The organism is Pseudomonas sp. MPB23 (assembly GCF_046605395.1).
GTDB lineage: Bacteria > Pseudomonadota > Gammaproteobacteria > Pseudomonadales > Pseudomonadaceae > Aquipseudomonas.
Genome location: NZ_CP176771.1, coordinates 5,015,596 through 5,041,168, shown reverse-complemented (window position 1 = coordinate 5,041,168; position 25,573 = coordinate 5,015,596). Strand labels below are relative to the sequence as shown.

Annotated in this window: 20 protein-coding genes and 5 pseudogenes; 8 read left to right on the top strand and 17 right to left on the bottom strand. The window is 62.2% G+C overall.

Annotation, left to right across the window (positions count from 1 at the left end; translation table 11 throughout):
- Positions 1-5 precede the first annotated feature (5 nt).
- The 3 genes and pseudogenes from ACLH0J_RS22685 to ribBA form a co-directional block, all read right to left on the bottom strand.
- Positions 6-923: an ABC transporter permease gene (locus tag ACLH0J_RS22685; RefSeq protein WP_411389122.1), complete on the bottom strand. Its 918-nt coding sequence runs from the start codon at positions 921-923 to the stop codon at positions 6-8.
- Positions 920-1,944 (bottom strand): annotated as a pseudogene (locus ACLH0J_RS22680) (ABC transporter substrate-binding protein). The gene ACLH0J_RS22685 and the pseudogene ACLH0J_RS22680 overlap by 4 nt, the downstream one beginning before the upstream one ends.
- Before the next feature lie 227 nt (positions 1,945-2,171).
- Positions 2,172-3,281, bottom strand: coding sequence for a bifunctional 3,4-dihydroxy-2-butanone-4-phosphate synthase/GTP cyclohydrolase II (gene ribBA, locus ACLH0J_RS22675; RefSeq protein ID WP_411389121.1), 1,110 nt, complete (start codon positions 3,279-3,281; stop codon positions 2,172-2,174).
- Between the two features lie 69 nt (positions 3,282-3,350).
- Between ribBA and ACLH0J_RS22670 the strand changes: the two genes are divergently transcribed.
- On the top strand, positions 3,351-3,644 hold the full coding sequence (locus ACLH0J_RS22670; RefSeq protein WP_411389120.1) for a DUF1330 domain-containing protein: 294 nt from the start codon (positions 3,351-3,353) through the stop codon (positions 3,642-3,644).
- Positions 3,645-3,710: 66 nt separating this feature from the next.
- On the opposite strand, the gene ACLH0J_RS22665 is transcribed toward ACLH0J_RS22670, so the two are convergent.
- The 7 genes from ACLH0J_RS22665 to ACLH0J_RS22635 are packed head-to-tail and all read right to left on the bottom strand — an operon-like array spanning position 3,711 to position 8,901.
- A complete protein-coding gene (locus ACLH0J_RS22665) occupies positions 3,711-4,274 on the bottom strand; it encodes an NUDIX hydrolase (protein ID WP_010567343.1) in 564 nt (187 codons plus the stop codon).
- 2 nt (positions 4,275-4,276) lie between these two features.
- On the bottom strand, positions 4,277-5,029 hold the full coding sequence (locus ACLH0J_RS22660) for a GntR family transcriptional regulator (RefSeq protein WP_027603600.1): 753 nt from the start codon (positions 5,027-5,029) through the stop codon (positions 4,277-4,279).
- Positions 5,030-5,052: 23 nt separating this feature from the next.
- Complete coding sequence (locus ACLH0J_RS22655; protein ID WP_262050967.1) at positions 5,053-5,442, bottom strand: carboxymuconolactone decarboxylase family protein; 390 nt, start codon at positions 5,440-5,442, stop codon at positions 5,053-5,055.
- 13 nt (positions 5,443-5,455) lie between these two features.
- Positions 5,456-5,941, bottom strand: coding sequence for a flavin reductase family protein (locus tag ACLH0J_RS22650; RefSeq protein WP_010567340.1), 486 nt, complete (start codon positions 5,939-5,941; stop codon positions 5,456-5,458).
- 12 nt (positions 5,942-5,953) lie between these two features.
- On the bottom strand, positions 5,954-7,435 hold the full coding sequence (locus tag ACLH0J_RS22645) for an aldehyde dehydrogenase (protein WP_411389119.1): 1,482 nt from the start codon (positions 7,433-7,435) through the stop codon (positions 5,954-5,956).
- Positions 7,432-8,265, bottom strand: coding sequence for an alpha/beta fold hydrolase (locus ACLH0J_RS22640; RefSeq protein ID WP_411389118.1), 834 nt, complete (start codon positions 8,263-8,265; stop codon positions 7,432-7,434). Before ACLH0J_RS22640 ends, ACLH0J_RS22645 begins: the two co-directional genes overlap by 4 nt.
- A gap of 33 nt (positions 8,266-8,298) precedes the next feature.
- Entirely contained in the window at positions 8,299-8,901 is a 603-nt protein-coding gene (locus ACLH0J_RS22635; RefSeq protein ID WP_411389117.1) for an amino acid synthesis family protein, read from the bottom strand.
- A gap of 219 nt (positions 8,902-9,120) precedes the next feature.
- Between ACLH0J_RS22635 and ltnD the strand changes: the two genes are divergently transcribed.
- The 6 genes and pseudogenes from ltnD to ACLH0J_RS22605 form a co-directional block, all read left to right on the top strand.
- On the top strand, positions 9,121-10,062 hold the full coding sequence (gene ltnD / locus ACLH0J_RS22630; protein ID WP_411392876.1) for an L-threonate dehydrogenase: 942 nt from the start codon (positions 9,121-9,123) through the stop codon (positions 10,060-10,062).
- A 10-nt stretch (positions 10,063-10,072) separates the two neighbouring features.
- A pseudogene (otnK, locus tag ACLH0J_RS22625) lies at positions 10,073-11,364 on the top strand (3-oxo-tetronate kinase).
- Positions 11,361-12,005, top strand: coding sequence for an aldolase (locus ACLH0J_RS22620; RefSeq protein WP_411389116.1), 645 nt, complete (start codon positions 11,361-11,363; stop codon positions 12,003-12,005). The pseudogene otnK and the gene ACLH0J_RS22620 overlap by 4 nt, the downstream one beginning before the upstream one ends.
- Positions 12,006-12,103: 98 nt before the next feature.
- Positions 12,104-13,564 carry an SLC13 family permease gene (locus tag ACLH0J_RS22615; RefSeq protein WP_411389115.1) on the top strand — a complete coding sequence of 487 codons (1,461 nt, stop codon included), beginning with the start codon at positions 12,104-12,106 and terminating at the stop codon, positions 13,562-13,564.
- Positions 13,565-13,579: 15 nt separating this feature from the next.
- Positions 13,580-14,365: a 2-oxo-tetronate isomerase gene (gene otnI / locus ACLH0J_RS22610; protein ID WP_411389114.1), complete on the top strand. Its 786-nt coding sequence runs from the start codon at positions 13,580-13,582 to the stop codon at positions 14,363-14,365.
- A 13-nt stretch (positions 14,366-14,378) separates the two neighbouring features.
- Positions 14,379-14,604 (top strand): annotated as a pseudogene (locus ACLH0J_RS22605) (PLP-dependent aminotransferase family protein); the annotation flags it as partial.
- Positions 14,605-14,717: 113 nt separating this feature from the next.
- Here ACLH0J_RS22605 and ACLH0J_RS22600 read toward each other — a convergent pair.
- The 7 genes and pseudogenes from ACLH0J_RS22600 to ACLH0J_RS22570 form a co-directional block, all read right to left on the bottom strand.
- The gene (locus ACLH0J_RS22600; RefSeq protein ID WP_411389113.1) at positions 14,718-17,663 is read right to left on the bottom strand and encodes a glycosyltransferase family 32 protein; all 2,946 of its coding nucleotides are present in this window, start codon (positions 17,661-17,663) and stop codon (positions 14,718-14,720) included.
- Complete coding sequence (locus ACLH0J_RS22595) at positions 17,660-19,852, bottom strand: hypothetical protein (RefSeq protein WP_411389112.1); 2,193 nt, start codon at positions 19,850-19,852, stop codon at positions 17,660-17,662. The genes ACLH0J_RS22600 and ACLH0J_RS22595 overlap by 4 nt, the downstream gene beginning before the upstream one ends.
- 232 nt (positions 19,853-20,084) lie before the next feature.
- Entirely contained in the window at positions 20,085-20,906 is an 822-nt protein-coding gene (locus ACLH0J_RS22590) for a DeoR/GlpR family DNA-binding transcription regulator (RefSeq protein ID WP_411389111.1), read from the bottom strand.
- Positions 20,907-20,997: 91 nt separating this feature from the next.
- Positions 20,998-21,540: pseudogene (locus ACLH0J_RS22585) on the bottom strand (methyl-accepting chemotaxis protein); the annotation flags it as partial.
- A 318-nt stretch (positions 21,541-21,858) separates the two neighbouring features.
- A pseudogene (locus ACLH0J_RS22580) lies at positions 21,859-22,941 on the bottom strand (cache domain-containing protein); the annotation flags it as partial.
- A 138-nt stretch (positions 22,942-23,079) separates the two neighbouring features.
- A complete protein-coding gene (locus ACLH0J_RS22575; protein WP_411389110.1) occupies positions 23,080-23,970 on the bottom strand; it encodes a bestrophin family protein in 891 nt (296 codons plus the stop codon).
- Positions 23,971-24,070: 100 nt separating this feature from the next.
- Positions 24,071-24,370 (bottom strand): ArsR/SmtB family transcription factor, encoded by a 300-nt coding sequence (locus ACLH0J_RS22570; RefSeq protein ID WP_411389109.1) that lies wholly within the window; start codon positions 24,368-24,370, stop codon positions 24,071-24,073.
- Between the two features lie 93 nt (positions 24,371-24,463).
- Between ACLH0J_RS22570 and ACLH0J_RS22565 the strand changes: the two genes are divergently transcribed.
- Complete coding sequence (locus tag ACLH0J_RS22565; protein ID WP_411389108.1) at positions 24,464-25,555, top strand: NADH:flavin oxidoreductase/NADH oxidase; 1,092 nt, start codon at positions 24,464-24,466, stop codon at positions 25,553-25,555.
- The last annotated feature ends 18 nt before the right edge of the window (positions 25,556-25,573 follow it).

Here is a 25,573-nt window from a genome sequence, read left to right as displayed (position 1 = left end):
ACGGCTTACCTCGCGTTGCTGGCGCCAACCGGGGATTCCGGTTGAAGCTTCAGGTAGAAGTAGAACAGCACCAGCGTGATGAGGATCAACAACGCGGCACCGGCACTGGCCAGGCCCCAATTGAGGAACGATTGCACCTGCTGAATGATGAACTCGGGCAGCATCATGTTCTGTGCACCGCCGAGCAGCGCCGGGGTGACGTAGTAACCGAGGGACATCACGAACACCATCAACCCACCGGAAAACAACCCCGGCCGGCACAGCGGCAGGAACACCCGGAAGAAGTTGGTCCAGGGGCTCGCGCCACAGATGGAGCCGGCCTGCAGGATCATCGGGTCGATGGCCTGCATGGTCGCCTGCAACGGCAGCACGATGAACGGGATCATGATGTAGCTCATGCCGATCACCACGCCCGTCAGGTTATGCACCATCTCCAGGGGCACATCAATGATGCCCATCGCCATCAACGCCTTGTTGATCACCCCGGAGGCTTGCAGCAAGACCAGCCAGGAATAGGTGCGGGCCAGCAGGCTGGTCCACATCGACAGCAGCACGATATTCAAGATCCAGCGCCCCCAGCCGCGGGGCACCAGGGTAATTGCCCAGGCCAGCGGGAAGCCCAGCAGCAGGCTGAACAGGGTCACCAGGCCCGCCACCGAAAAGGTGTTGAGCAGCACGCGGGCATAGGCCGAGTTGGCGAACAGTTGTTCATAGTTGCCCAGGCCCGGCACCGGCTCCAGCACGCCGCGCAGCAACAGGCCGATCAGCGGTGCCAGGAAGAACAGACCGAGGAACAGCAGGGCCGGGATCAGGTTGCCCGCCCCGCGCCAGCGCTGGGCCAGGGACGGCGCCCCGGCGTTGCGGGACACCGCACCGGCAGCGCCGAGGGCGCTCCCGGTCGGCGTGGTTGCCGTCATTTTCATTTGACTAGCCATTCATTCCACCGTGTCGCAATGGCCGGACCGTTCTTGGCCCAGTAGGCGAAATCGAGGGTGATCTGGTCCTTGACGTAGGCGGTCGGCAGGTTCGGTGCGAGGACCGAATCCAGGCGCTGCACGCTGTCGATGTTCACCGGTGCATAAGCGGTCAGGTTGGAGAAATCGGCCTGGCCCTTGGCGCTGCTGGCACTGGCCAGGAACTTCATCGCGGCGGCTTTGTTTTTGCTGCCTTTAGGCACGACGAGGATGTCGGCCATGACCAGGTTCTGCTTCCAGCTCACGCCCACTGGCGCGCCGTCTTCCTGCAGGGCGTGGATACGGCCGTTCCAGAACTGGCCCATGCTGACTTCGCCGGAGGCCAGCAGTTGCTGCGATTGCGCGCCGCCGCCCCACCAGACGATGTCTTTCTTGATGGTGTCGAGTTTCTTGAAGGCGCGGTCCAGGTCCAGGGGGTAGAGCTTGTCGGCGGGCACGCCGTCGGCGAGCAGGGCCAGTTCGAGCACGCCAGGGCTTGGCCATTTGTAGAGGGCGCGTTTGCCGGGTAGGTCTTGGTGTCGAACAGCGCGGTCCAGTCCTGGGGCTTGGCGGCGCCGAGCTTGCCTTCGTTGTAGCCGAGCACGAAGGAGAAGAAGAACGAACCGACGCCATGGTCGGAGACGAAGCGTGGGTCGATCTTGTCGCGCTGGATCACCGAGAAATCCAGCGGTTCGAGCAGGCCTTCGGCGGCGGCGCGCAAGGCGAAGTCGGCCTCGACGTCCACCACGTCCCACTGCACGTTGCCGCTTTCGACCATGGCCTTGAGTTTGCCGTAGTCGGTCGGGCCGTCCTGTACAACGGTGATGCCGCTGGCCTTGCTGAAAGGGTCGGCCCATGCCTGTTTCTGCGCGTCCTGGGTGCTACCGCCCCAGCTCACGAAGTTCACGCTTTCGGCCGCCATGGCCGCGTGAGTGGCCGTGGCCAGTAAACCTGCGAACAGAACCGCAGTTACACGTTTGTTCAACACCATTTTCACGCCCTCATTTGTTGTGTTTTTGAGCGGGCTTGGTAATGCCCGCCTATCGGGAGCAGTAGGTTCATCGAGGCCCCTATCGGGGGCCTCAAAAGGCGACCGTGCCAAGGGCTGTTATTGGTGCTGTCCCTGGCGGGCGCACTTGGCGAAAGCGTTCGGTCTATGGAATATCATATTATGGTATTCCAAACTTTGTGCAAGCATTTTGCCTTACCGGTTATCTGTCATTCGGTGAAGGGAATGCTCTCGACCACCTCCAGGTCGTAGCCGGTCAGCCCGGCGTATTTCAGCGGCGGACCCAGGTGACGCAGCTTGCCGACACCCAGGTCCTGCAATATCTGCGCCCCGGTTCCCACTTCCGAATAAATCCGCGATTGCGAGCGGTTGAACGGGCGCGGCGTCTGGGTCAACTGCGGCACGCGCTCCAGCAATGCCTGGGACGATTCATGGTTGGCCAGCACCACCACCACGCCGCTGCCTTCGGCGGCCACACGCTGCAAGGCCGCCCACAGCGTCCAGTTGGACGGGCCGCTGTACTCGGCGCCGACCAGGTCGCGTAGCGGGTCGATCACATGCACGCGGACCAGCGTCGGCTCGTCGCGGCGTAAGTGACCCATGACCATCGCCATGTGCACGCCGCCGTCGATACGGTCTTCAAAGGTGATCAGGCGGAACGTGCCGTGCACTGTAGGCAGGTCGCGTTCGCCGATGCGCACCACGGTGCGCTCGGTGCTGAGGCGATAGTGGATCAGGTCGGCGATGGTGCCGATCTTGATGCCGTGCTTGCGCGCGAAGATTTCCAGGTCGGGGCGGCGGGCCATGGTGCCGTCGTCGTTCATCACTTCGACGATCACCGAGGCCGGCGTGTGCCCGGCCAGGCGCGCCAGATCGCAGCCGGCTTCGGTATGGCCGGCGCGGGTCAACACACCGCCGTCCCTGGCGCGCAGCGGGAAGATATGCCCCGGTTGCACGATATCGGCCGGGCCGGCATTGACGTCCACGGCGGCCGCCACCGTGCGCGCGCGGTCGGCGGCGGAGATGCCGGTGGTCACGCCGCTGGCGGCTTCGATGGACACGGTGAACGCGGTGCTGAACGCGCTGCCATTGCTCGGCACCATCTGCTCCAGGCCCAGGCGCTGGCAGTGTTCGTCGGTGAGGGTCAGGCAGATCAGGCCACGGGCTTCGCGGGCCATGAAGCTGATAGTCTCGGCGGTGCAGCAAGCGGCGGGCAGCAACAAATCGCCTTCGTTTTCCCGGTCTTCGTCGTCCACCAGCAGCACCATCTTGCCTTGGCGGTAGTCTTCGATGATGTCTGCGATGCTGTTGAAGGACATGTGAAATGCTCGTTTTGTTGGTCGTATGTATTATGGTATACCACAAAAACCAAACAAGAGGATGTCGTGATGAAGGCCTACTGGATTGCCCATGTGGATGTGTCCGATGCAGAGCAGTACACGCAGTACACCCAGCGCGCGCCAGCGGCGTTTGCCAAGTTCGGCGCGCGGTTCCTGGCCAGGGGTGGGCGCAGCGAAGCGATGGAAGGCGGGCCGGCACGCCAACGCAATGTGGTGATTGAGTTCGACAGCTATGAGCAGGCGGTGGCGTGTTACGAATCCGCCGAATATCAGGCGGCGAAGGCGCATCGCGAGGGCGTGGGGGAGGCGCAGATCATCATTGTGGAAGGGCTGGTGCCCTGACAGGCGGGCGGGGCCCAAATGTGGGAGGGGGCTTGCTCCCACATTCGACTCGCTTCGGCTGGACGATCAGCGGATGAAATGCACCTTGCCGCTGTCGTCATTGCCGATGTAAATCCCGTACACCCCGGCCTGGCGTTCCGCGATGTAGCGTTCGAGGATCTGCCGGATCGCCGGGTAGTAGATGCTGTCCCAGGGAATGTCCTCGGGCGCGAAGAATTTGTAGTCGAGGGTTTCCGGCCCGAACTGGCCGGTGATTTCCAGCGCGATGGCGCGGAAGATGATGTACACCTCGCTGATCCTCGGCACGCTGAAGATCGAGTAGGGCGAGAGGATCTCGGCGCGTACGCCACTCTCTTCCCACACCTCACGCAACGCGGCCTGTTCGGTGGTTTCGCCGCCTTCCATGAAGCCGGCGGGCAACGTCCAGGTGCCGGGGCGCGGTGGGATGGCGCGCTGGCACAGCAGGTACTTGCCGTCCTGCTCGATGATGCAGCCGGCGATGATCTTGGGATTGACGTAGTGGATGTAGCCGCAACCGCGGCACATCAGGCGCTCATGCGTATCGCCCGCCGGCCGCTGGTAACCGAGGTCACTGCCGCCGCATTGCGGGCAAAAGCGTGGGCTGGACACGGTCAGTGACCTATGCGCGGTTCTTTGAGGGCGATGGGCAGGGTGATCTCGGGGATCTTGCCGGTCTCTTCCTGTTTGCGCTTGAGGTAATCCAGGGCCACGGCCGCCGCGGCGCGCACGTGATCGACGCAGGCCTGGTGGGCCGCCAGCGGGTCGCCGCTCTTGATCGCCTGGACCATGCGTTCCATTTCCTGGTTGCTGGTGCCGCGACGGTTTTCCTGGGACACCGACGTGGCGCGCAAGTAGCTGATGCGCGCCTGCAACTGGCGCAGTTGGGTGGCGGCCACGTGGTTGCCCGAGCCTTCGAGCAACACGTCGTAGAAGCCCTGCACCGAATCGATGACCTGTTGCAGTTCGCCGTCCTTGAGGGCCTTGCGGTTTTCCTCCAGGGCTTTTTCCAGGGCCTTGATGTCCTTGGCCTTGGCACGCAGGGTGAATAGCTGCACGATCAGGCCTTCGAGCACGCAGCGCAGTTCATAGATGTCGACGGCGTCGGCCAGGGTGATGATCGCCACTTGCGGGCCCTTGGCATCGGCGAATTCCACCAGTCCTTCGGACTCCAGGTGACGCAAGGCTTCGCGCACCGAGGTGCGGCTGACGCCGAGGCGGTCGCACAGGTCGCGCTCCACCAGGCGGTCGCCGGGCAGCAACTGGAAGTTCATGATGGCGCTGCGCAGTTTTTCCAGCACGATTTCGCGCAGGGTGACCGGGTTGTGATTGACCTTGAAGCTGTCGTCGAGGGGCGCGCGTTTCATGGGGTCTGCTCTGAATGGGGCGGTTAACGGGAGGCCTCGGCATCGGCTTCGGCGAAGGCTTCCCGGGCCAGCCGGAAGCTGTCCACGGCGGCGGGAACCCCGCAATAGATGCCGACCTGAAGCAGAATTTCGCGTATTTGTTCACGACTCAGCCCGTTACGCAAGGCGCCGCGTACATGCAGCTTGAGCTCGTGGGGCCGATTGAGGGCCGAAATCATTGCCAAGTTTATCATGCTGCGTTCTTTAAGCGACAAACCCTCCCGGCCCCACACATGGCCCCAGCAGTATTCGGTGACCAGCTCCTGCAGCGGCCGGGTGAAGTCGTCGGCGTTCTCGATCGAACGCTGCACGTAGGCTTCGCCCAGCACCTGGGTGCGAATCTTCAGCCCCTGCTCATACTTTTCGTTGCTCATTGCACAGTGCTCCTCAGGCCAGGGTGGGCAGCGGGCCCAGCTTGCCTTTGTGATAGATCATCGGCGTGACCGGTTGCTCGGGCAGGATCAGGTTCTTCACCGCGCCGACGATGATCGCGTGATCGCCGCCGTCGTATTCGCGCCACAGCTCGCACTCGATGATCGCCGTGGCCTTGGCCAGCAGCGGGTTACCCAATTCGCTCAGGTGCCACTCGATGCCCTTGGCTTTTTCCTTGCCCTTGCTGGCGAAGGCATAGGCTTCGGCGGTCTGGTCGGCGGACAGCAAGTGGATCGCGAAGCGCTTGCTGTCACGCAGGATCGGGTAGGTGTCCGACGCATAGTTGGGGCAGAACAGCACCAGCGCCGGGTCGATCGACAGCGCGCTGAACGCACTGGCGGTGATGCCGACGATGCCGCCGTCCGGGTCGAGGGTGGTGACCACCGTGACGCCGGACGGGAAGGAGCTCATGACGTCTTTATAAATGCCGGGTTCGATCATGGTGGTGGTCTCTTAACGCATCACAAAGGGGTCAGGCATGGGCGCCTGGGAGAGGTTGATCCACACCGTCTTCAGCTCGGTGTAGGCCAGCACCGAATCGATGCCGCTTTCGCGTCCATAGCCACTGTTCTTGAAGCCGCCGATGGGCGCCATGGCCGACACCGCTCGGTAGGTATTGACCCAGATGATACCCGAGCGCACATCCCGCGCCAGGCGGTGGGCGCGGCCCAGATCACGGGTCCAGATGCCGGCGGCGAGGCCGAACTGCGAGTCGTTGGCGATGGCCAGCGCTTCGGCTTCGTCCTTGAAGCGGATGACCGAGGCCACCGGGCCGAACACTTCTTCCTGCATGATCTTCATCGAGTTGCGGTCGCACTCGAACAGCGTCGGCTCATAGAACCAGCCTTCGCCCAGGTTCTGCGGGCGCTTGCCGCCGGTGCGCAGGCGCGCGCCTTCGGCGATGGCATCCGCCACCAGGCCTTCGACCACGGCCAGTTGCTGCGCGGTGGCCATGGGGCCCATTTCGCTGGCGTCGTCCTGGGGGTTGCCGATGCGGATGCGCTGGGCGCGCTCGACCAGGCGCGCGACGAATTCGTCGTAGATCTCATCCTGCACCAGCAGGCGCGAACCGGAGACGCAGCTCTGGCCGGACGCCGCATAGATACCGGCAATCGCACCGTTGATGGCGCTGTCGAGGTCGGCGTCGGCAAAAATGATGTTCGGCGACTTGCCGCCCAGTTCCAGGGACAGCTTGGCGAAATTTTCCGCGCTGCTGCGCACCACATGCCGCGCCGTGGCCGCACCGCCGGTGAAGGCGATCTTGCGCACCAGCGGGTGGCGGGTGAGGGCGGCGCCGGTGCTTGGGCCGTAGCCTGTGACCACGTTGACCACGCCCGGCGGAATCCCGGCTTCGAGGGCCAGGCGCGCGAGTTCCAGGATGGTCGCCGAGGCGTGTTCCGACGGCTTGATCACGATGGTATTGCCCGCGGCCAGGGCCGGCGCGAGTTTGATTGCGGTCAGGTACAGCGGGCTGTTCCACGGAATGATCGCGGCGACCACGCCCATGGCTTCGTGCACCGTGTAGGCGAACAGGTCGGGCTTGTCCAGCGGCAGGGTGCCGCCTTCGAGCTTGTCGGCCAGGCCGGCGGTGTAGTGGAAGAACTCCGGCAGGTAGCTGACCTGGCCACGGGTTTCGCGGATCAACTTGCCGTTGTCGCGGCTTTCCAACTGGGCCAGGTGTTCTTTGTTCTCGGCGATCAGGTCGCCCAGGCGGCGCAGCAGTTTGCCCCGCGCGGTGGCAGTCAGGCCGCGCCAGGCCGGGCTGTCGAAGGCGCTTTGCGCGGCCTGCACGGCGCGCTCCACGTCGGCTTCGTCGGCGTCGGGCAGTTGCGCCCAAGGCTCGGCGAGGGCCGGGTTCAGGCTGTCGAAGGTCTTGCCGGACAGGGCATCGACCCATTCTCCGTCGATGCACATCTGGAAGCGTTCAAGCGTCATGCCACGATCCCCTTTATCGGGTGCTGTTGGGAGTGTGCCGTGTCGAGAAAGTCCAGCAGCAGCTGGTTGACCAGGCGCGGCGATTCGACCGGCATCATATGCCGTTGCTCGGGCAAGATGGCGACGGTCGCGCCGGGAATGCGTTCGGCCAATTGCCGGGCCATTTGCGGTGTCGAGCCCGGATCGAGCTCACCGGTGGCGACCAGTGTCGGCGCCTGAATGCTGCCCAGGTCCTCGGCGCGGTACATGTCCTGGGTCGCGAACAATTCATAGGTGGTCAGGTAGCCCTGGGGATCGTTGCCGGCCAGGGTCTGGCGCAGCGCGGCGATCTGCGCCGGGTTGGCCGCCTGGTATTCGCGGCTGAACCAGCGCGACAGGGCCGCTTCGGCATTCGCGTCCGGGCCGTGTTCGGCGGCCTGGGCGGTGCGGGCGATCACGCCGGCACGCTGTTCAGGGCTGCGGTCGAACACACTGTTGAGCACTACCAGGCTATGCAGGCGCTCGGGGTAATGCAGGGCAAACGCACGTGCGACCAGACCGCCCATGGAAAACCCGATCACCGTGGCCTGGGGCACTTGTAGGTGGTCGAGCAGTTCCAGCAACTGGTCGGCATAGCCAAGCAGCGGTGTGCCGGCGGCCGGGCGCGGGCTGGCGCCGTGGCCGAGCATGTCATAGGTGATCACGCGGTAGTTCGTGGCCAGGCCAACGACTTGCCCGCCCCACATTTCTTTGTTCAGGCCCACGCCGTGGATCAAAACCACAGGCTGGCCTTGGCCGGTCGCCAGATAACTGGTGCCAGCCGGGGTGCGTTCAGCGGTGAGCCGAATCATGGAGCGCTCCTGCATACCTTTTTGTTAGAGGTGTTACCCGCCGGGATTACTGGGCCTTTCGGCGGCCAGTTCTTCTAGGTCGATGTAACGGTTACCGATCCGTGGGTGCAGGCGGCCGCCATCGGCGCAGCCCAGGACCACGACGATTTCGTCGGCACGCGGTGCATCTTCGATCTGCATTTCCAGGGTGATGTAGTGCGAACGCAGGCCTTCGTCGTCCTTGTGCATCATCGGGATCTGGATCGACGTGCCCGGGCCGCCGCGCTTGTTGGTGAAGCTCAGGTAGCTCTTGGCCTTGACCGCTTCACGGTAGTGGTTGCCGAAGCGCAGGGTGTGGATGATCGCGCTGGCGTGTTCGATCTCGCCATCGGCGCCCACCACGGCGGCCTTGCCGTAGGCTTCGATTTTCTCGGCGCCGCCGATGATGCCCACCAGGCGCTCGACCATCAGCGCACCGAGGTCGGAACAGTTGGCACGGATTTCAGGCTTCAGGTCTTCGACGAAACCGCGACCCAGCCACGGGTTTTTCAGGACCACGGCCAGGCCGACCATGGTCACCGGCGTGTCCGAGGCTTTGCCGCCTTCGATAAAGGTTTCTTCGACATAACTGACGATCTTGCGGATTTCGAAACTCATGAGCGGCTCCATCAGGTGTGGGGGAGTGGATTGCGTATGATGGTATACCATAATACGCAAAGCACAAGCGTCACAAATGAGTTCGCACGGGGCGAGGCGATAAAGGGTCGTGCGTGAAATTCACTTCGATGCAATGTTAAAAAATGTTAGATCGAAAAAATACTTCACATAATCTGTTCATTGGTGGATGATCGATCCCAATTCCAACGCGGCTCGCCGGTGTGGTGTCAGCCACCGTTTTCCCCTGGAGTACCCATGAATAATAAGAATGTCGGTGTGATCGGTTTGGGCGCGATGGGGCTGGGCATTGCCCGCTCGCTGTTGCGTGCAGGTTTCAATGTGCATGCCTGCGATGTGCGCGAGACGGTCACCCAACAGTTCGCCGATGAAGGCGGGGTGGCGTGCGCGTCACCGGCGCAGATGGCCGAGGCCTGTGACGTCATCGTCACCGTGGTGGTCAACGCCGAGCAGACCGAAACCGTATTGTTTGGCGAACGCGGTGCAGTGGCTGCATTGCGCCCTGCGAGCCTGGTGATCGGTTGCGCCACCGTGGCCCCGACCTACGCCGTGGACCTCGGCCAGCGCCTCGGCGAACTCGGCCTGCTGTACCTGGATGCGCCGATTTCCGGTGGTGCGGCCAAGGCCGCCGCCGGCGAGATGACCATGATGACCTCGGGCCCGCAGGCCGCCTATGCCAAGGCCGATGCAGTGTTGGTGGGCATGGCCGGCAAGGTGTATCGCCTGGGCGACTTCCACGGCCTGGGCTCCAAGGTCAAGATCATCAACCAGTTGCTCGCCGGGGTGCACATCGCCGCCTCCGCCGAAGCCATGGCCCTGGGCCTGCGCGAAGGGGTGGACGCCGATGCCTTGTACGAGGTGATCACCCACAGCGCAGGCAATTCCTGGATGTTCGAGAACCGCGTGCCGCACATTCTCAAGGCCGACTACACGCCACTGTCGGCGGTGGATATTTTCGTCAAGGACCTCGGCCTGGTGTTGGATACCGCGCGTGCGAGCAAGTTTCCGCTGCCGTTGTCCGCCACTGCGCACCAGATGTTCATGCAGGCCTCCAGCGCCGGCTTTGGCCGTGAGGACGACTCGGCGGTGATCAAGATTTTCCCCGGCATCGACTTGCCGACTGCCAAGCCCGAGCCGGTGTAAGGAGCGCTTTATGACTAATCACACCACGCGCCCGTTGCTGGGCTGCATCGCCGACGACTTCACCGGCGCCACCGACCTCGCCAACATGCTGGTGCGCGGTGGCATGCGCACGGTGCAGAGCATTGGCATCCCCAGCCGCGAAGTGGCGGCGGGGCTGGATGCGGACGCCATTGTCATAGCCCTCAAGTCGCGCACTACGCCGGTGGCAGAGGCGGTCGAGGAATCCCTGGCCGCGTTGGACTGGCTGCGCGAGCAAGGCTGCGAGCAGATTTTCTTCAAGTACTGTTCCACGTTCGACTCCACCGCCGCCGGCAATATCGGCCAGGTCAGCGAGGCCTTGCTCAAGGCGCTGGGTGGTGATTTCACCCTGGCCTGCCCGGCGTTCCCGGAAAACGGCCGGACGATTTTCCGTGGTCACCTGTTTGTGCAGGACCAGTTGCTCAATGAGTCGGGCATGCAGCATCACCCACTGACGCCCATGGGCGACGCCAACCTGGTGCGCGTGCTGCAAAGTCAGACCGCATTGCCGGTCGGGCTGCTGCGTTACGACACGGTCTCTGCGGGGGTGGACGCAACGCGCGCGAAGATCGCCGAACTGCGCGAGCAGGGCGTGGGCATTGCCATTGCCGACGCGCTGTCGGATCAGGACCTTTACACCCTGGGCAGCGCCTGCGCTGACTTGCCGCTGCTGACCGGTGGTTCGGGCCTGGCCCTGGGCCTGCCGGGCAATTTCCGCCGAGCGGGTAAATTGCGCGATTTCGACGTGAGTGCGTTGCCCACGGTCAGCGGTGGCGAGGTGGTGCTGGCCGGCAGTGCCTCGGTGGCAACTCTCGGCCAGGTCGCGGCCTGGCGTGAGGCGGGCCGCCCGGCATTGCGCATCGATCCCATCGCCCTGGCCGCCGGTGAACCGGTGGTGGCGCAGGCGTTGGCCTTTGCCCGCGACAGTGCCCACAGCGTGTTGATCTACGCCACCAGCACCCCGGCCGAGGTCAAGGCGGTGCAGCAACAACTGGGTGTCGAACGCGCCGGCGCCCTGGTGGAAAACGCCTTGGGCGAGATCGCTGCCGGCTTGCGCGAGCAGGGCGTGCGGCGCTTTGTGGTGGCCGGAGGGGAAACCTCCGGTGCGGTGGTCAAGGCCCTTGGCGTCAACCTGTTGCAGATCGGTGCCCAGATCGACCCGGCGTACCGGCCACGGTCAGCAGTGGTGCCGAGCCGCTGGCACTGGCGCTGAAATCCGGCAACTTCGGTGGCCGTGAGTTTTTTGCCAACGCCCTCGCGTACCTGGCCGGAGGTGCCCAATGAGTGGCATCGACGAACAGGCCCTGCGTGAAGAAATCTGCGATGTCGGCCACAGCCTGTATCAACGTGGCTACACCGTCGGCAGCGCCGGCAATATCAGTGCGCGCCTGGACGATGGCTGGTTGATTACCCCCACCGATGTCTGCCTGGGGCGCCTGGCGCCAGGGGCGATTGCCAAGGTCAACCTGCAAGGCGAGTGGGTATCCGGCGACAAGCCCTCGAAGACCCTGGCCCTGCACCGTCAGGTGTATGACCGCAACCCTTTGGTGGGCGGGGTGGTGCACACCCATTCCACCCACCTGGTGGCGTTGACCCTGGCCGGGGTGTGGCGGGCGGACGATATTCTACCGCCGCTCACGCCCTATCAGGTGATGAAGGTCGGGCACATCCCCTTGATCGGCTACCAGCGTCCTGGCTCGCCCAACGTCGCTGAACAAGTCGCGCAACTGGCCAACAGCGTGCGTGGGGTGATGCTCGAGCGCTTGGGGCCGGTGGTCTGGGAAAGCTCGGTCGCCAAGGCCAGTTACGCCCTGGAAGAGCTGGAAGAAACCGCCAGGCTCTGGCTGATGAGCAACCCCCGGCCCGAGCCGCTGAGCCAGGCCGCCCTGGATGAACTGCGCGAGACGTTCGGCGCGCACTGGTAAGCCGTAGACCGACACTACAAGCCCCCCCGCGAGACCCGCCTGCGGATCTTGACGGGAGCGGCGTGCACCCAAAAACAATAACAACAGGACATTCTCGAATGAGCCCACTGATTTTGATGTTGACCGCAGGCGCGGGTATCGCGCTGCTGCTGTTTCTGGTCCTCAAGTACAAATTTCAGCCGTTTGTCGCGCTGATGCTGGTGAGTATCGTGGTGGCGCTGGTGGCCGGGGTGAAACCGGCTGACTTGGTGGCGACGATCGAAGGCGGCATGGGCAAGACCCTTGGCCATATCGCGATCATCATTGCCCTGGGCGCGATGATCGGGCGGATCATCGAGCTGTCCGGCGGTGCCGAAGCCTTGGCCAAGTCGCTGATCGAGCGGTTTGGCAACAGCCGTACGCCGCTGGCGCTGACCATCGCCGGGTTCATCATCGGCGTGCCGGTGTTCTTTGAAGTCGGGGTGATTATCCTGATGCCGCTGGCCTACGGCGTGGCACGTCGGGCGCGCAAGCCGCTGCTGATGTTCGCGTTGCCGATGTGTGCGGCGCTGCTCACCGTGCATGCGTTTCTGCCGCCCCATCCAGGCGCTGTGGCCGCTGCCAGCCAACTGGGCGCCGACCTGGGCCGGGTGCTGATGTTCGGCCTGCCGATCACCGCGTTACTGTGCTATGTCGGCTACCGCGTGGCGGGGCGCATGACGCGGCGCTTCTATCCGATGACCGATGACATCCGCGCCGAAGTCTATGGCCCCCACGTGACCAATGAAGACGTGCGGGTCTGGACCCACGGCAACCAACAGGCGGTGCAACAAAGCGTCGTGGCCGAGTCCCACTTGGGCCTGGAAGAGTCCACCAGCGCCATCGCCGCCAAGCTGCCGGTGGCGCCTGCGCCGGGCTTCGGGCTGATTGTCAGCCTGATCCTGCTGCCGATTGTATTGATTCTGCTGGGCACCCTGGCCACGTCATTGCTCCCGGTCGAATCAACGTTGCGCGGGGTGATGACGGTGCTGGGGGCGCCGTTGGTGGCGCTGCTGATCGACACCTTGCTATGCGCCTGGCTGCTGGGTTCGCGCCGTGGCTGGAGCCGTAGCCAGGTGTCGGATGTGATCGGCTCGGCCTTGCCGGGCGTGGCCATGGTGATCCTGATCGCCGGTGCCGGTGGGGTGTTCGGCAAAGTGCTGGTGGACACCGGGATCGGCGCGGTGGTCTCCGACCTGCTGCGCACCACGGGCCTGCCGGTGCTGGCCCTGGGCTTTTTGCTGACCATGTTGTTGCGGGCGGTGCAGGGTTCCACCACCGTGGCCCTGGTGACCACCGCCGGTATCATCAGCCCGCTGATTGCCACCCTCAACCTGACGCCCAACCACCTGGCTCTGCTGTGCCTTGCCATGGGCGGTGGCGGGCTGGCCATGTCGCATATAAACGATGCCGGCTACTGGATCTTCACCAAACTTGCCGGGCTCAACGTGGCCGACGGTTTGCGCACGTGGACGGTGATCACCACCGTGCTCGGTACCTTGGGTTTCGTGATTACATTGCTGATCTGGCCTTTTGTCTGATTTTCGGGAGTTCCTATGCCTCGTTTTGCTGCCAACCTGAGCATGCTGTACCCGCAACATGACTTTCTCGAGCGCTTCAGTGCCGCGAAGGCCGACGGTTTTGACGCGGTGGAGTACCTGTTTCCTTACGACTACGACGCGCAGGTGCTCAAGCAGCGCTTGAGTGATAACGGCCTGGTGCAGGCGTTATTCAACGCTCCGCCCGGTGACTGGGCGGCGGGGGAGCGGGGCATCGCGAGCCTGCCGGGGCGTGAGGCCGAGTTTCGCAGCGGCTTCGAGCGCGCGCTGGAATACGCCGCCGTGCTCGGCAACGACCGCGTGCACGTCATGGCGGGCTTGCTGCCCTCGGAAAGCCAGCGCCAGCGCCATCAGGCCGTGTACCTGGAAAACCTCGCCTACGCCAGCGCGGCGGCGGCGAAGGTCGGCGTCACCGTGTTGCTGGAACCGATCAACACCCGCGACATGCCGGGGTTCTTCCTCAACCGCCAGGATCAGGCCCAGGCTATCTGCCGTGAAGTCGGCGCGAGCAACCTCAAGGTGCAGTTTGACTGCTACCACTGCCAGATCGTCGAAGGTGACGTGGCCACCAAGCTGCGCCGTGACTTCAATGGCATTGGCCATATCCAGATCGCCGGGGTACCGGATCGTCACGAGCCTGACCTGGGCGAGTTGAACTACGGGTTCCTGTTCGACCTGATGGACCAGTTGGGCTACGACGGCTGGGTCGGCTGCGAATACCGTCCAAAGGGTGATACCTCGGCGGGCCTGCAATGGCTGCGGGACTGGAAAGCGGCTCGATAGTCGAGGCGCCTCCCCGGTCACGCTGATTGGTCCTGATCTTGTCGCGCTTGAACAGGTCTGTCGTCGACGTCCCGTGCGGGCGCTGTATTGCATGCCGACATTTCACAATCCTCGGGGCCTGGACCTTAAACCGTGAGCATGGGCTGATTCTTTTGGAGGATGCGGCCTACGCCGTCCTCGCCGAATACGCGCCACCACCGCTGGTGCAGTTGGCGCCGGAGCGCACGCTGTACATCGCCTGGCGCTGGGGTCCGTGGGCAAAAATGCGCTGCGTGCGGCGTTGTTGAAGGTGCGGTGGGCGGCGGCGGGTTATTGAGATTGGCCGAGGGTCGAACGGTGTACGGTTCAGCCGCTAGGCATTGATCCAGGAGTGTTCAGCGCCAATCTTGACTTTGAACTGGTAGAACAGCGGCATGTAATGCTCCTTGACCCTTAGCACCTGGAGGCCGAGCAGGTCGGGTGGGGTAATGCCCTTGCTTTGGTAGTAATTGCGAGCGTTGGCTTCGATGTTGACGATTGGCCCGGATGAGACGAGCTGCCCGTCGACGAGCTTTGATTCTTTGATGATGCCATCAAAGCCCAACTCGTACATATCCGGTCGTTTTGATTTAAGGGTCTCATTAAACAGGTTGGGCCCCACCGTATCGAAAATCTTGCGCTCATAGGCTTCGAATTCCGGGGTGTATTGCACTCGACCATTGGCCCCTTTGGACACCGTAGGCCGATTGGCGGTGAAATAGGCCTTGTTCTCGGCAAATCGTTTGTTCATGTTGGCGATCACCTCGCTAATCACCGGGTTGCCAGGTTGCGTTGCAAAGTTGCTGGTGTTGTAGAACGGTTTGTAGTCCGTGAGGCTATGAGCAACAGGCTTATTGAGGAGTACGTCATTCGCTCCGGCATTCAATACGGTACTGCCGATATTGGCTTGGATCACATCATCGGTGTCGAGATAAATGCCGCCGTATTTGTTCATGATCGGATAGCGCGCGACATCCGAGGCCGCCGCCAGGTTTTTGCCTTGTCCTTGGCGAAAGTAGTTGTACATCTCACCATTTTTCAGTTGCTTGAACACTTCATCATCATTGAGGTTCATCACGGTCAGGCCAGGGGCTTTGCGCTCCAGGTCACTTTTTATTGTTTGAAAGATGGCGGGGTTGTCGGCATCCACGTGCAGGATGGATTTGTACCCCGGGGACTTGGCTGCATTGTTGGCCATGTTTTCCACCAGGTTTGGCGGGATAGTCTGCCCGGCCCAAAAATAGTGAAGCTGTTTGGGCAGAGGCTTTATATCTTTGGGAATGGAAACCGTTGTCGGCGCGGCGACATCTACAAATTGGAATCGATGGGCGTCAGTCTGCTTGGCCTTTTTCAACTCACTGAACGGCCCCCGCTGCCATTTGCCTTTGCCACTTCTCCAGAAATACGTCGAGCTGTGCGCTTCAATACCGGTAGAGACGTTGGTGGCTTTCCAGGCACCGGCTGAACTGTCGAAGGTGACGCTATGGTCCACGCCCTTGTAGGTGAGCGAGTAGGGAGAACTTGGATTGTTGTTGATTTTGATGTCGTCCATCGGCACGACATAAGTGCTGTCGCCGAGCTTCCAGGGCGTGGGTGCATTTCCCACACCGCCGAGCAGACGGTTGCTCCGTGAGGTGGGTTCCCACCCGCCGATGCCCAGATCCCGCACGGGGATATCCGGGCCTGCGCCGCCAGCGTGACGGATCACGCGCTGGCCTTCGCTCAAGCGCGACTCATACAACAGCCCATCGACTTTTACATATTCCTTATGGCTGCGGCCTACATAGATATTGCTCTGTGGGCCCTTGAGCTTGAGCTCGTCTACCGCGATATGTTTGGCTTCATAACCCAATAAATCGCTGTTGAGCGATCGCACCTCGCCATTGGCCGCCACCTGATTGGCTTTGAACTCTTTCAGCGGCGGGCCGAAGGCGCGTTTTTTCAATGTGTCGTATTGATGCCAGTTGCCTTGAAACATCACCACTGGGCCCTCCACCGTCTCCCGCCCAATCTTGAACGTGCCGGAGGCCGCCAAACCATGCTCTTGGCTTATCGCTTGGGTGCCATTCTGGCTGCCGATTGCACGCAGGCTGTTGGGGTCATTTGTCTTGGTGGGATCAACCGCAAAATTTTCCAGAGCTTTGCCGTAGGCCTGATTTGTACGTGGGTCAAAGGCGTACCACTTGTGGGTCGCCTCATCGAATTTAGCCAGGGCTCTGCTTTCAGCCGCGCCATTGGCCGCCTTGTAAGTGCCTTCGGCCAGGTCGGGTTTTTTGGCCAGCTCAAGCAGATTGACGCTGCGGTAAGAACCGCGCAGGGATTTAACCCCCTTGTGAGCGGTGCGCCCCAGGCTCACCACACCGCGGGCCAAGTCATCCACACCGCCCAATGGATTGAGCGCGCCGATTGCCGCCCGGCCAATGATCTTGCCGGCATTGGCAGCTTTTGAAAGGGTCGAGGCCCCGACAGCCAGGGCTTTCGTGCCTTTGGCCGCAGCCCCCAGGCCGACGGCGAAACCGAAGATATCAAAGGCCAGGTCGACAATGCCTTCACCGACTTTTCCGTCGATAAAGTTCTTTATGGCGGAGCGGAACGGGATCAGATTCAGCGCGACTTCTTCGACTATTTTGTACGTCGGTACTTCTGTCTGAAAGGTTGTTGCACCTCTGGCGTAGGCCTCGACCGCCGGCAGCTCCATATCGGTGATTATCGCATCGGCAATGTATTGGGTCCTGGGACTCCCGAAACTGTTGGGTGCGCTGTCTGACGCCGGCTTTTCATCCGTTATTCCAGGCGAAGACTGCCCCGTCGGCTTGACCGTATCAAAGCGCTTACCGCCCGAGGAGTGTAGAAGGCCGCTTCTGGGCTCGAACTCCTTGTAGGCCTGGTCTGGCCGTCGAGTCACCGTGCCTTTCAAACGATCGATGGCGTAGGTCATGACATTGCCATTGCGTTCGGTCTCGACCAGCAGCACGCCCGGCTCCACACGAATCGGGTGATCGGCGCGGTTGTAGCGTATTTCCTTGCGGATGGTTATTTTGCCGAACTCCAGATTCTCCCGATCTTCCAGCGGCAGCTTCGAAATCAACAGCTTGATCTGTGCCGACGTAGCTTTTTTGACGGTATTGGCGTAATCGCCAAATGTCTTTTTGAAGGTTTCCAGCGGGCGCGGCAGGTCTTTGAGCCTGGGTAAAACCTTGTTGAAGTCGACCTCATTCGAGGACGAGATCCAGGCGGCGCGTCGGCCATCAGCGGGAATATTGACTTGGTCAAGGGTCACGACCTGTACAAAATCCCGGCCAAATTTTCCCAGTCATCGGCCGAGACCGGCGCGCCCAGCAGTGCGCGGCCATCGATATACAGATCCAGTATCGAGTAGGGGCCGGGAAAAAACCTGCTGGATGGCTGTGAGTTGATGCATTTTTTTTCGAACAGTTTCGGGTCCATGTCTGGCAGTGCTTTCTTCAACTGCTCCAGGGCAATGGCTTTGGTCGTAGGCATTTCTGAGGGGGGAGGCGATTCGGCGGCTTCGCGCAGCTCGCGAACTTGTGCGCTGAACGCCTCGCGCACGGCATTGACTTCGGCTTTGGTCACGGGGTAACCCATGCCGTTGGCGACCCCCCAGTCCTTGATCGCTTCGTTCTGCGCGGCATATTCAATCTGGCGTTCTTCATCGGTGATTGGCGCCGTTTCGGCTTCGAGCATGACTTGCGCGTAGGTCATCGTTGCCGTTGCCCCTGGCGCTTTTGCTTCAATGCGCGCGGTGGCCGTGACGAAGCTGACCCAACTGTGGGTGCCCACCACCACCTGGCTGGGAATGTCCTTGACCAGGAAGGCGGGCGCCCGGTTGGCCAGTAACAGGTGCGCCTGGACCAGGGCCTTCTCGGGGGACGACGTTCGGTTGATGTCGCGCAGGTGGGCAGCCAGTTCCTCGATAATGGTGGCGGGCGACTTGCCGGTATTGGCTGGCGAGATGAGTCGGTAACCCTGGATCTCGCTGGGCGGCTTGCCCGTACCGCTGTCCAGTTCCACGTTCATCGCCGCCAGGATCCAGTCATTGGCAGTGCCTTTGATGTTGCGCGCCTCGAATGTGGATGCGATGGCGTTCCCCAGTTGCTGACCCCTGGGCGAATTGATCAAGTTGGCAATCAATAGACGTGGATTGCGCAGCTCTTCAGGGGTGATCGGCCGATTGTTCAACAGATAGTCGAGCACGGTCCTGAAGGGCGATAACGAGACATCGCCGAACGTGCCGGCGCTTATGTCCGTGCGCAGTTGTGCCTGGTTGTCCTGGTCAAGAGGGGCTGGCCAGGCCAGCGCTCCGCTCAGGTTGCCATGGGGGGCAGCCTTGGGGGGCGGGGTGCCAAGGGCGGTTGCCAGGTTTTCCAGTTGTTGGTGGGTGGTGGGGATATCCCAGCCGTGATCCTGCAGCAATTGCAGCAGACTGACCTCATAGCCGGGGCCGCGATTGGCGGGCTGATAGCTGCCGTCGAATGCCAGGCTGACGGTCGTGTTCTGTAATTCAGCTTTGATTTGTCCGGCACTGTGGGCGCCGTCTTTTACGGAGGTCGCCAGGTGACGCAGTCCGTTGCTGGCCAGGCTACGGTTGTAGATGTTGCCCAGGTAGGCTTGCTGGACCTGGAGCGCGTTGTCGCTTCGCGCTTGAATCAACGTGCCTGCGGTCGCCGGATCAAGTGGCTTGAACCCTTGAAACTGTTCTTTCTTTTGATCCCATTCGATCTCTTGTGCACGCCGGCGCATGGACGGCGCGGTAAGGTTCTGCGGCTCATTGTAAAACCTGCCCACGAGCCAATAGGGAACCGGCTGATCAAGGTCGCTTTGCGGGGGCGTGAAGGTGGTATCGCCGTGGCCAGCATCAATCACCCGTGCGGCCTGCAGGATTGGTCCGCTGATCGCGGCCCAGTGCCTGTCGTCTTGCCCAATGGTGAGACGCTTTTGTTCGGGATCAAGATGACCTTGGCGCTTGAAGGAAATTTCGCCCGTGTTCAGATTGAGCTTGATGGAGCCCGGGCTGATGCCTTTTTCTTTCATCCACTGACGTACGTCGGGCGATTTGAGGGTGTTTCGCAAATGCGCCCACCACTGGCCAAAGGTAGAGTCCGGCGCAATGGTGTTGATCGTGACATTTCTCTCGCGGTTGGCGTCCAGGATCAGCGCCGAGCGGTACTCCATTGCCAATGCGCGATCACCTTCAGCGCGAGCACTTTGGGGCGATTGCGCTGGCGGTGGGGCATCACGTTTGGGGCGAGAGGGTAGCTGTGCGTGGGCAGGATTGGCTAAGGTGAGCGGGTTGGATTGTAGGGGGAGGCGATTGGAAACAGTGCTCATTAGGTCTGCTGCCTGACGGTAAGAGAAGGGGCTACGGCGGTTGGGGTCGTAGCCTTGTGTGGCGATTTCCACAGGCTGATTCCCGCGCTCGGCCAACAATCCATTCTCTTTGTGTTTCAAGCGACTCTTCTGAAGCAAAAAATCCCTGGTTTTCAACTGCTGCAATTGAGCGTTGAAAACAGGGATCTAAAGCAACATTTTCATCGAGGTTCGGGTAGTCCACCACGTTGCCATTGACGTCTTTGGGGCTGCCGTAGTCCTTGCCTTTCCAGTGAGCGTTGAAAGCGGAGCCACCCTCGACCCGTTCATGCTCACGGCCCAATCGCTAACGCTCGACATCTCCCTCAGGAGATCAGGCCGATGGCGGATCCCCCGGCAGCATCAATTCAATCCCGCGTTTGCGGATGCCATCTGCCGCCGCCGGGGCCAGGCCGTCGTCGCTGATGATCATGTCGAACGGTTCCAGTCCGGCGATGCGGTACATGCTGAAGGTGCCGTACTTGGAACTGCTCGCCACCAGCACGACCTGGGACGCCGATTGCATCGCCACTTGCTTGACCTCGACTTTCAGCGCCGAAGGGGTGGTGATGCCTCGATGCAAATCCCAGGAACTGGTGGACACAAAGGCGATGTCGGTCACCACCTGGCGCAGGGTCGCCACGGCCAGCCCGCCGACGGAAGAATGGTTGTCATGGTCCAGTTGGCCGCCGGTATGGATCACCGTGACCTGGGGCGCATCCATCAAGGCCTGCACGATCCCGAAGTCGTTGGTGACCACCGTCATTCCCGACAGCGCCTTGATATAAGGCACTATCTCCAGGGTGCTGGTGCCGGCATCCAGGTACACCGTCATGTCTGCGTGCAGCAACCGCGCCGCCAGTCGTGCCATGGCCTGCTTTTGCGGCAATTCCACCACGGCTTTGGATTGATGGCTGGGCTCGCTGTGCAACTGGCTGGCGATCCTGACCCCACCCGTGACGGAGTACGCCCGGCCTTCCTGCTCCAGCAGGGCAATATCGCGGCGCACGGTCATGTGCGAGCAATCGAACATCTCCATCAACTGATGCACGCTCATCACCTGATGCTTGCGTAACTGCCGCAGGATCTGTTCGCGGCGCTGCTCGGGAATCATCGGGGTGCTGCTGTCGGCGGCCGTGTCCTTGGGGTTGGGCATTAAGGCTCCGGGGTGGTTGGGTAGGCGGCGGGGAGTGCGTAGCTATAGTAGCCAATACACGCCCCCGCAGGCGACCCCGGTGTGACAGCACTCAGAACTTGAAGCGGCCTACCAGACTTTTGAGTTGCCCGGAAATATCGGTCAAGCGACCTGAGCCGGTCTGTGCCGACTGGGCAAAACCTTCGACCAGTTGCGCATCGGCATGGATCTGCGCGATGTGGCGGTTGATCTCTTCGGCGACCTGATGCTGCTCTTCGGCGGCCGTGGCGATCTGGGTGTTCTGGTCGCGAATCGAGTCCACCGAGCCCTGGATCTTGTTGAAGCTGTCGCGGGCCTGTTGGATGCGTTCGACGCTGGTGTGCGAGACCTGCAGGCTGCCCTGCATCTGCAGGGTGACTTCCTGGGTGCGGCGGGCGAGGTTGCCGAGCAGGCTGTCGATCTCGCCGGTGGAGTCGGCGGTGCGGCGGGCCAGGGCGCGGACTTCATCGGCGACCACGGCAAAGCCACGGCCCTGGTCACCGGCGCGCGCGGCTTCGATCGCTGCGTTGAGGGCCAGCAGGTTGGTCTGCTCGGCGATCGAGCGGATGGTGTCGAGGATGGTGTTGATGTTTTTGCTGTCCTGCTCCAACTGCTGCATGGTCTGGGTCGACTTTTGCAGGTCTTCGCTGAGCTTGAGCACGCTGCCGGTGGCTTCGCCGATGTGCTGCTGGCCGTCGTGCACATCGCGGTAGCCCTCATCGGCACTCGACGCGGCGGCGCTGCAGGAGCGGGCGACTTCGTTGGCGGTGGCCACCATTTCGTTGAACGCGGTACTCACCAGTTCCACCGCTTCGCGCTGGCGACCGGCGGCCTGGTGCATGTTGTGGGCGACTTCGCTGGTGTCGGCGGCGGCGGTCTGCAGGTCGGAGGAGGCGTTGCCGATGCGCTGCACCAGTTGGGCGATCATGCCCAGGAACTGGTTGAACCAGCCGGCCAGGCTGGCGGTTTCATCCTTGCCTTGCACGGCGAGTTGGCGGGTGAGGTCGCCTTCACCTTCGGCGATCTCTTGCAGGCCCTCGGCGACGCCGCGGATCGGGCGCACGATCATGCTGGCGAAGCTGGCACCGACAATCGCGAACACCACGGCCAATGCCGCTGCGATGGCCGCGATCAGCCAGGTGAGGCTGGTGGCTTCGGCCATCACTTCGTCGCGCTTGATCAGGCCGATAAAGCGCCAGCCCAGGTCTTTGGAACTGACCACGTTGGCCATGTACGGCACGCCGTCGATCTCGACCTGGGTCACGCCGTCGCCGCGCTTGGCCAGTTCGGCATAGTTGGCGCCCAGGTCGGCGAGGGGCTTGAAGTTGTGCTTGGCGTCGCTGGGGTCCACCAGCACGTTGCCATTGGCTTCCACCAGCATCAGGTAGCCGCTGTGACCGAGCTTGATGTTGCGCACCAGTTCGGTGAGCTGTTTGAGCGACACGTCCAGGCCGACCACGCCGAGGATATTGCCGGTGGCGTCGGCGACGGTATGCACGGTGCCGATCAGCACCACATCGTCCGGCGCCCAGTAATAGGCGCCGGTACGCACGGTGGTGCCGGGCGCGGCGATGGCGGCTTTGTACCAGGGGCGTACGCGTGGGTCGTAGTTGTTCAGCTTGGCGTCGTCGGGCCAACTGGCGTAGCCGCCATCGGCGAGGCCCAGGGACAGGTAGGCGGTGCTGGGATGGCTTTTGGCGAACTGGTCGAAAATCGCCAGCAACTCTTTATTGGTCGCAGTGAGCGGGATTTGTGCGGCGTCGGCGCCGGCGTAGCTCTTGATGTCCTTGGCCGCGACAATGCGCGGGTCCTTGGCCACGTATTCGACGTTCTGGCTGATGCCATCGAAGAATTGCTTCATGCCATTGTCGATCTGGCGGATCTCGCGACCGCTGCTGTCGAGGAAATTGGCCAGGGCCCCCTCGCGCACGTTCAGCACCACCAGAATGGCGACCAGGATGACCGGCAGGCACGCAATGGCCGCAAATGCCCAGGTCAGCTTCTGCTTGATATTCATGACTTCACCCGCGGGTATTTATAGTTTTGGCAAGGAGAAAACAGTAGCGTCGAACGTCGCATGCATTGTTATAAGGCGGGCACGCGTACCCCCTGTATATCGACAGGGGGGGCAAGCACTTGAGGCCTGAGCGGATGTTTAACCGATGCGCTCGCCACCCAGCGCATCACGCTGCATCGACTGCAGGTTTTTTTCGATGGTTTCGCAGAGGCTTTCCATCTGGATCTGGTGTTCGCTGGAGTGAAACGGGCTTTGCAGGTCGGTGCCGATGCGCTCGATGGCCAGCAGCATGAACCCCACCACCGTGGAAGCCAGCGGCGTGAACCAACCCAGGGATTCCACCAGGCCCACTGGCACGATCAGGCAGAACAGCGAGATAAACAGGCGCGGAAAATACACATAAGGGTAGGGCAGCGGTGTATTGGCGATACGTTCCATACCGCCCTGGGCATTGGACAAGTCCACCAGGGTCGACTCCAGTCGCGCCAGGCGAATGCTGTCCAGGCGCCCGGCCTTGTATTCCCTGGCCAGCAGCGCCGCCGAGCCGGTGAGGATATCGTTGGCGAAGTTATTCGTGGCGCCGCTGCGCGCGAATTCCTCGGCGGGAATGAACGCTCGCACTTCGTCGGGGCACGGCTGGCCCCTGAGATGAGCGGCCAGGCAGTTCACATAGGCCACATGGCGGCGCAGCAGGGTGGCCTTGACCGGGTTGGCGTCTTCGCCGGCGTCGTCCAGCAGGGTCAGTACCTGGCGCGCGAAACTGCGCGAGTTATTGACCATCGCCCCCCACAGCGTGCGCGCTTCCCACCAGCGGTTGTAGGCGCTGCTGTTACGAAAACTGATCAACACCACCAGCGCCGAGCCCAGCAGGGTCAGGGGCATCAGCGGCAGGTTGATCTTGGCGGTGAGAAACAGCATGAAGTCCACGGTGACGGCGACGTCCCACAGCAACAGCCAGAACAACGACCAGCCCATATAGCCCATGGTCTTGATGACCAGGCGGTATTTCTTGGTGATAGCGGCTTTCAAACGCAGACCTCGTGGGAGCGGTAGGCAACAGTGCCTGAACTCGGACGGTGGTTTGCGGTGAAAGGTTCGCGGTCAAGGGTTGCGAAAGCTGAATCGTTTTTCAGTGCTGGGCCAGAATGCTCGCCAACAACCCCGGAAAGCGCGCCTCAAGAACATCACCACGCAACGAGTTCATATGAGTGGTGCCGACATTGCGGGTCTGCACCAGGCCGGCGTCGCGCAACACGCGAAAGTGATGGGACATGCTCGACTTGGGCCGTCCGCCGTCCAGTTCGCCGCAGGTGGCTTCGGGCACAGTGGCCAGGCGGCGTACGATGTCCAGGCGCACCGGATCACTCAAGGCGTACAGCAGGCGCTCGAGGGTCAGGGCTTCAAGGGGAGGGTGTTTAAAGGCTCGCATGAAACGAATCATAACAGGGGGGTATCGTAGAAGACTATAGTTCGATTACCATCGAACTATCGAATCAGCCACCCACTCCCTCGGAGCGCCCTCATGTCTGCATTGTTTGAACCGTTCAAGCTCAAAGACGTCACCTTGCGTAATCGCATCGCCGTCCCGCCAATGTGCCAATACATGGCCGATGACGGCATCGTCAACGACTGGCATCACGTGCACCTGGCCAGCATGGCCCGTGGCGGTGCCGGTCTGGTGGTGGTCGAGGCCACCGCCGTCGCACCTGACGGGCGTATCACCCCAGGTTGCGCCGGTATCTGGAGCGATGCCCATGCCCAGGCGTTCGTGCCGATGGTCAAGGCCATCAAGGCGGCCGGTTCGGTGCCGGGCATCCAGATCGCCCACGCCGGACGCAAGGCCAGCGCCAACCGCCCGTGGGAGGGCGACGATCACATGCAGTCCAGCGACGCCCGTGCGTGGGAAACCATCGCACCGTCGGCCATCGCATTCGGGGCCAATCTGCCCCAGGTGCCACGTGCCATGACCCTGGACGACATTGCCCGGGTCAAGCAGGACTTTGTCGACGCCGCCCGCCGTGCCCGTGACGCCGGCTTCGAGTGGATCGAACTGCACTTCGCCCACGGCTATCTGGCCCAGAGTTTTTTCTCCGAGCATTCCAACCAGCGCACCGATGCCTACGGTGGCAGCTTCGACAACCGCAGCCGTTTCCTCCTGGAAACCCTGGCCGCCGTGCGTGAAGTCTGGCCGGAAAACCTGCCGCTGACCGCGCGTTTCGGCGTGATCGAATACGACGGCCGTGACGAGCAGACCCTCACCGAGTCCATCGAACTGGCCCGTCGCTTCAAGGCCGGCGGCCTCGACCTGCTGAGCGTCAGCGTCGGCTTTACCATCCCCGACACTAACATCCCATGGGGCCCGGCGTTCCTGGGCCCGGTCGCCGAGCGCGTGCGTCGCGAAGCCGGTATTCCGGTCACGTCGGCCTGGGGATTTGGTACACCGCAACTGGCCGAAGGCGCGTTGCAGGCCGGCCAGTTGGACCTGGTCTCGGTGGGCCGCGCACACCTGGCTGATCCGCATTGGGCGTACTTTGCCGCCAAGGAGCTGGGCGTCGAGAAGGCCTCCTGGACCTTGCCAGCGCCTTACGCACATTGGTTGGAACGCTATCGCTGAGGCGCGCTTCTGAGGTGA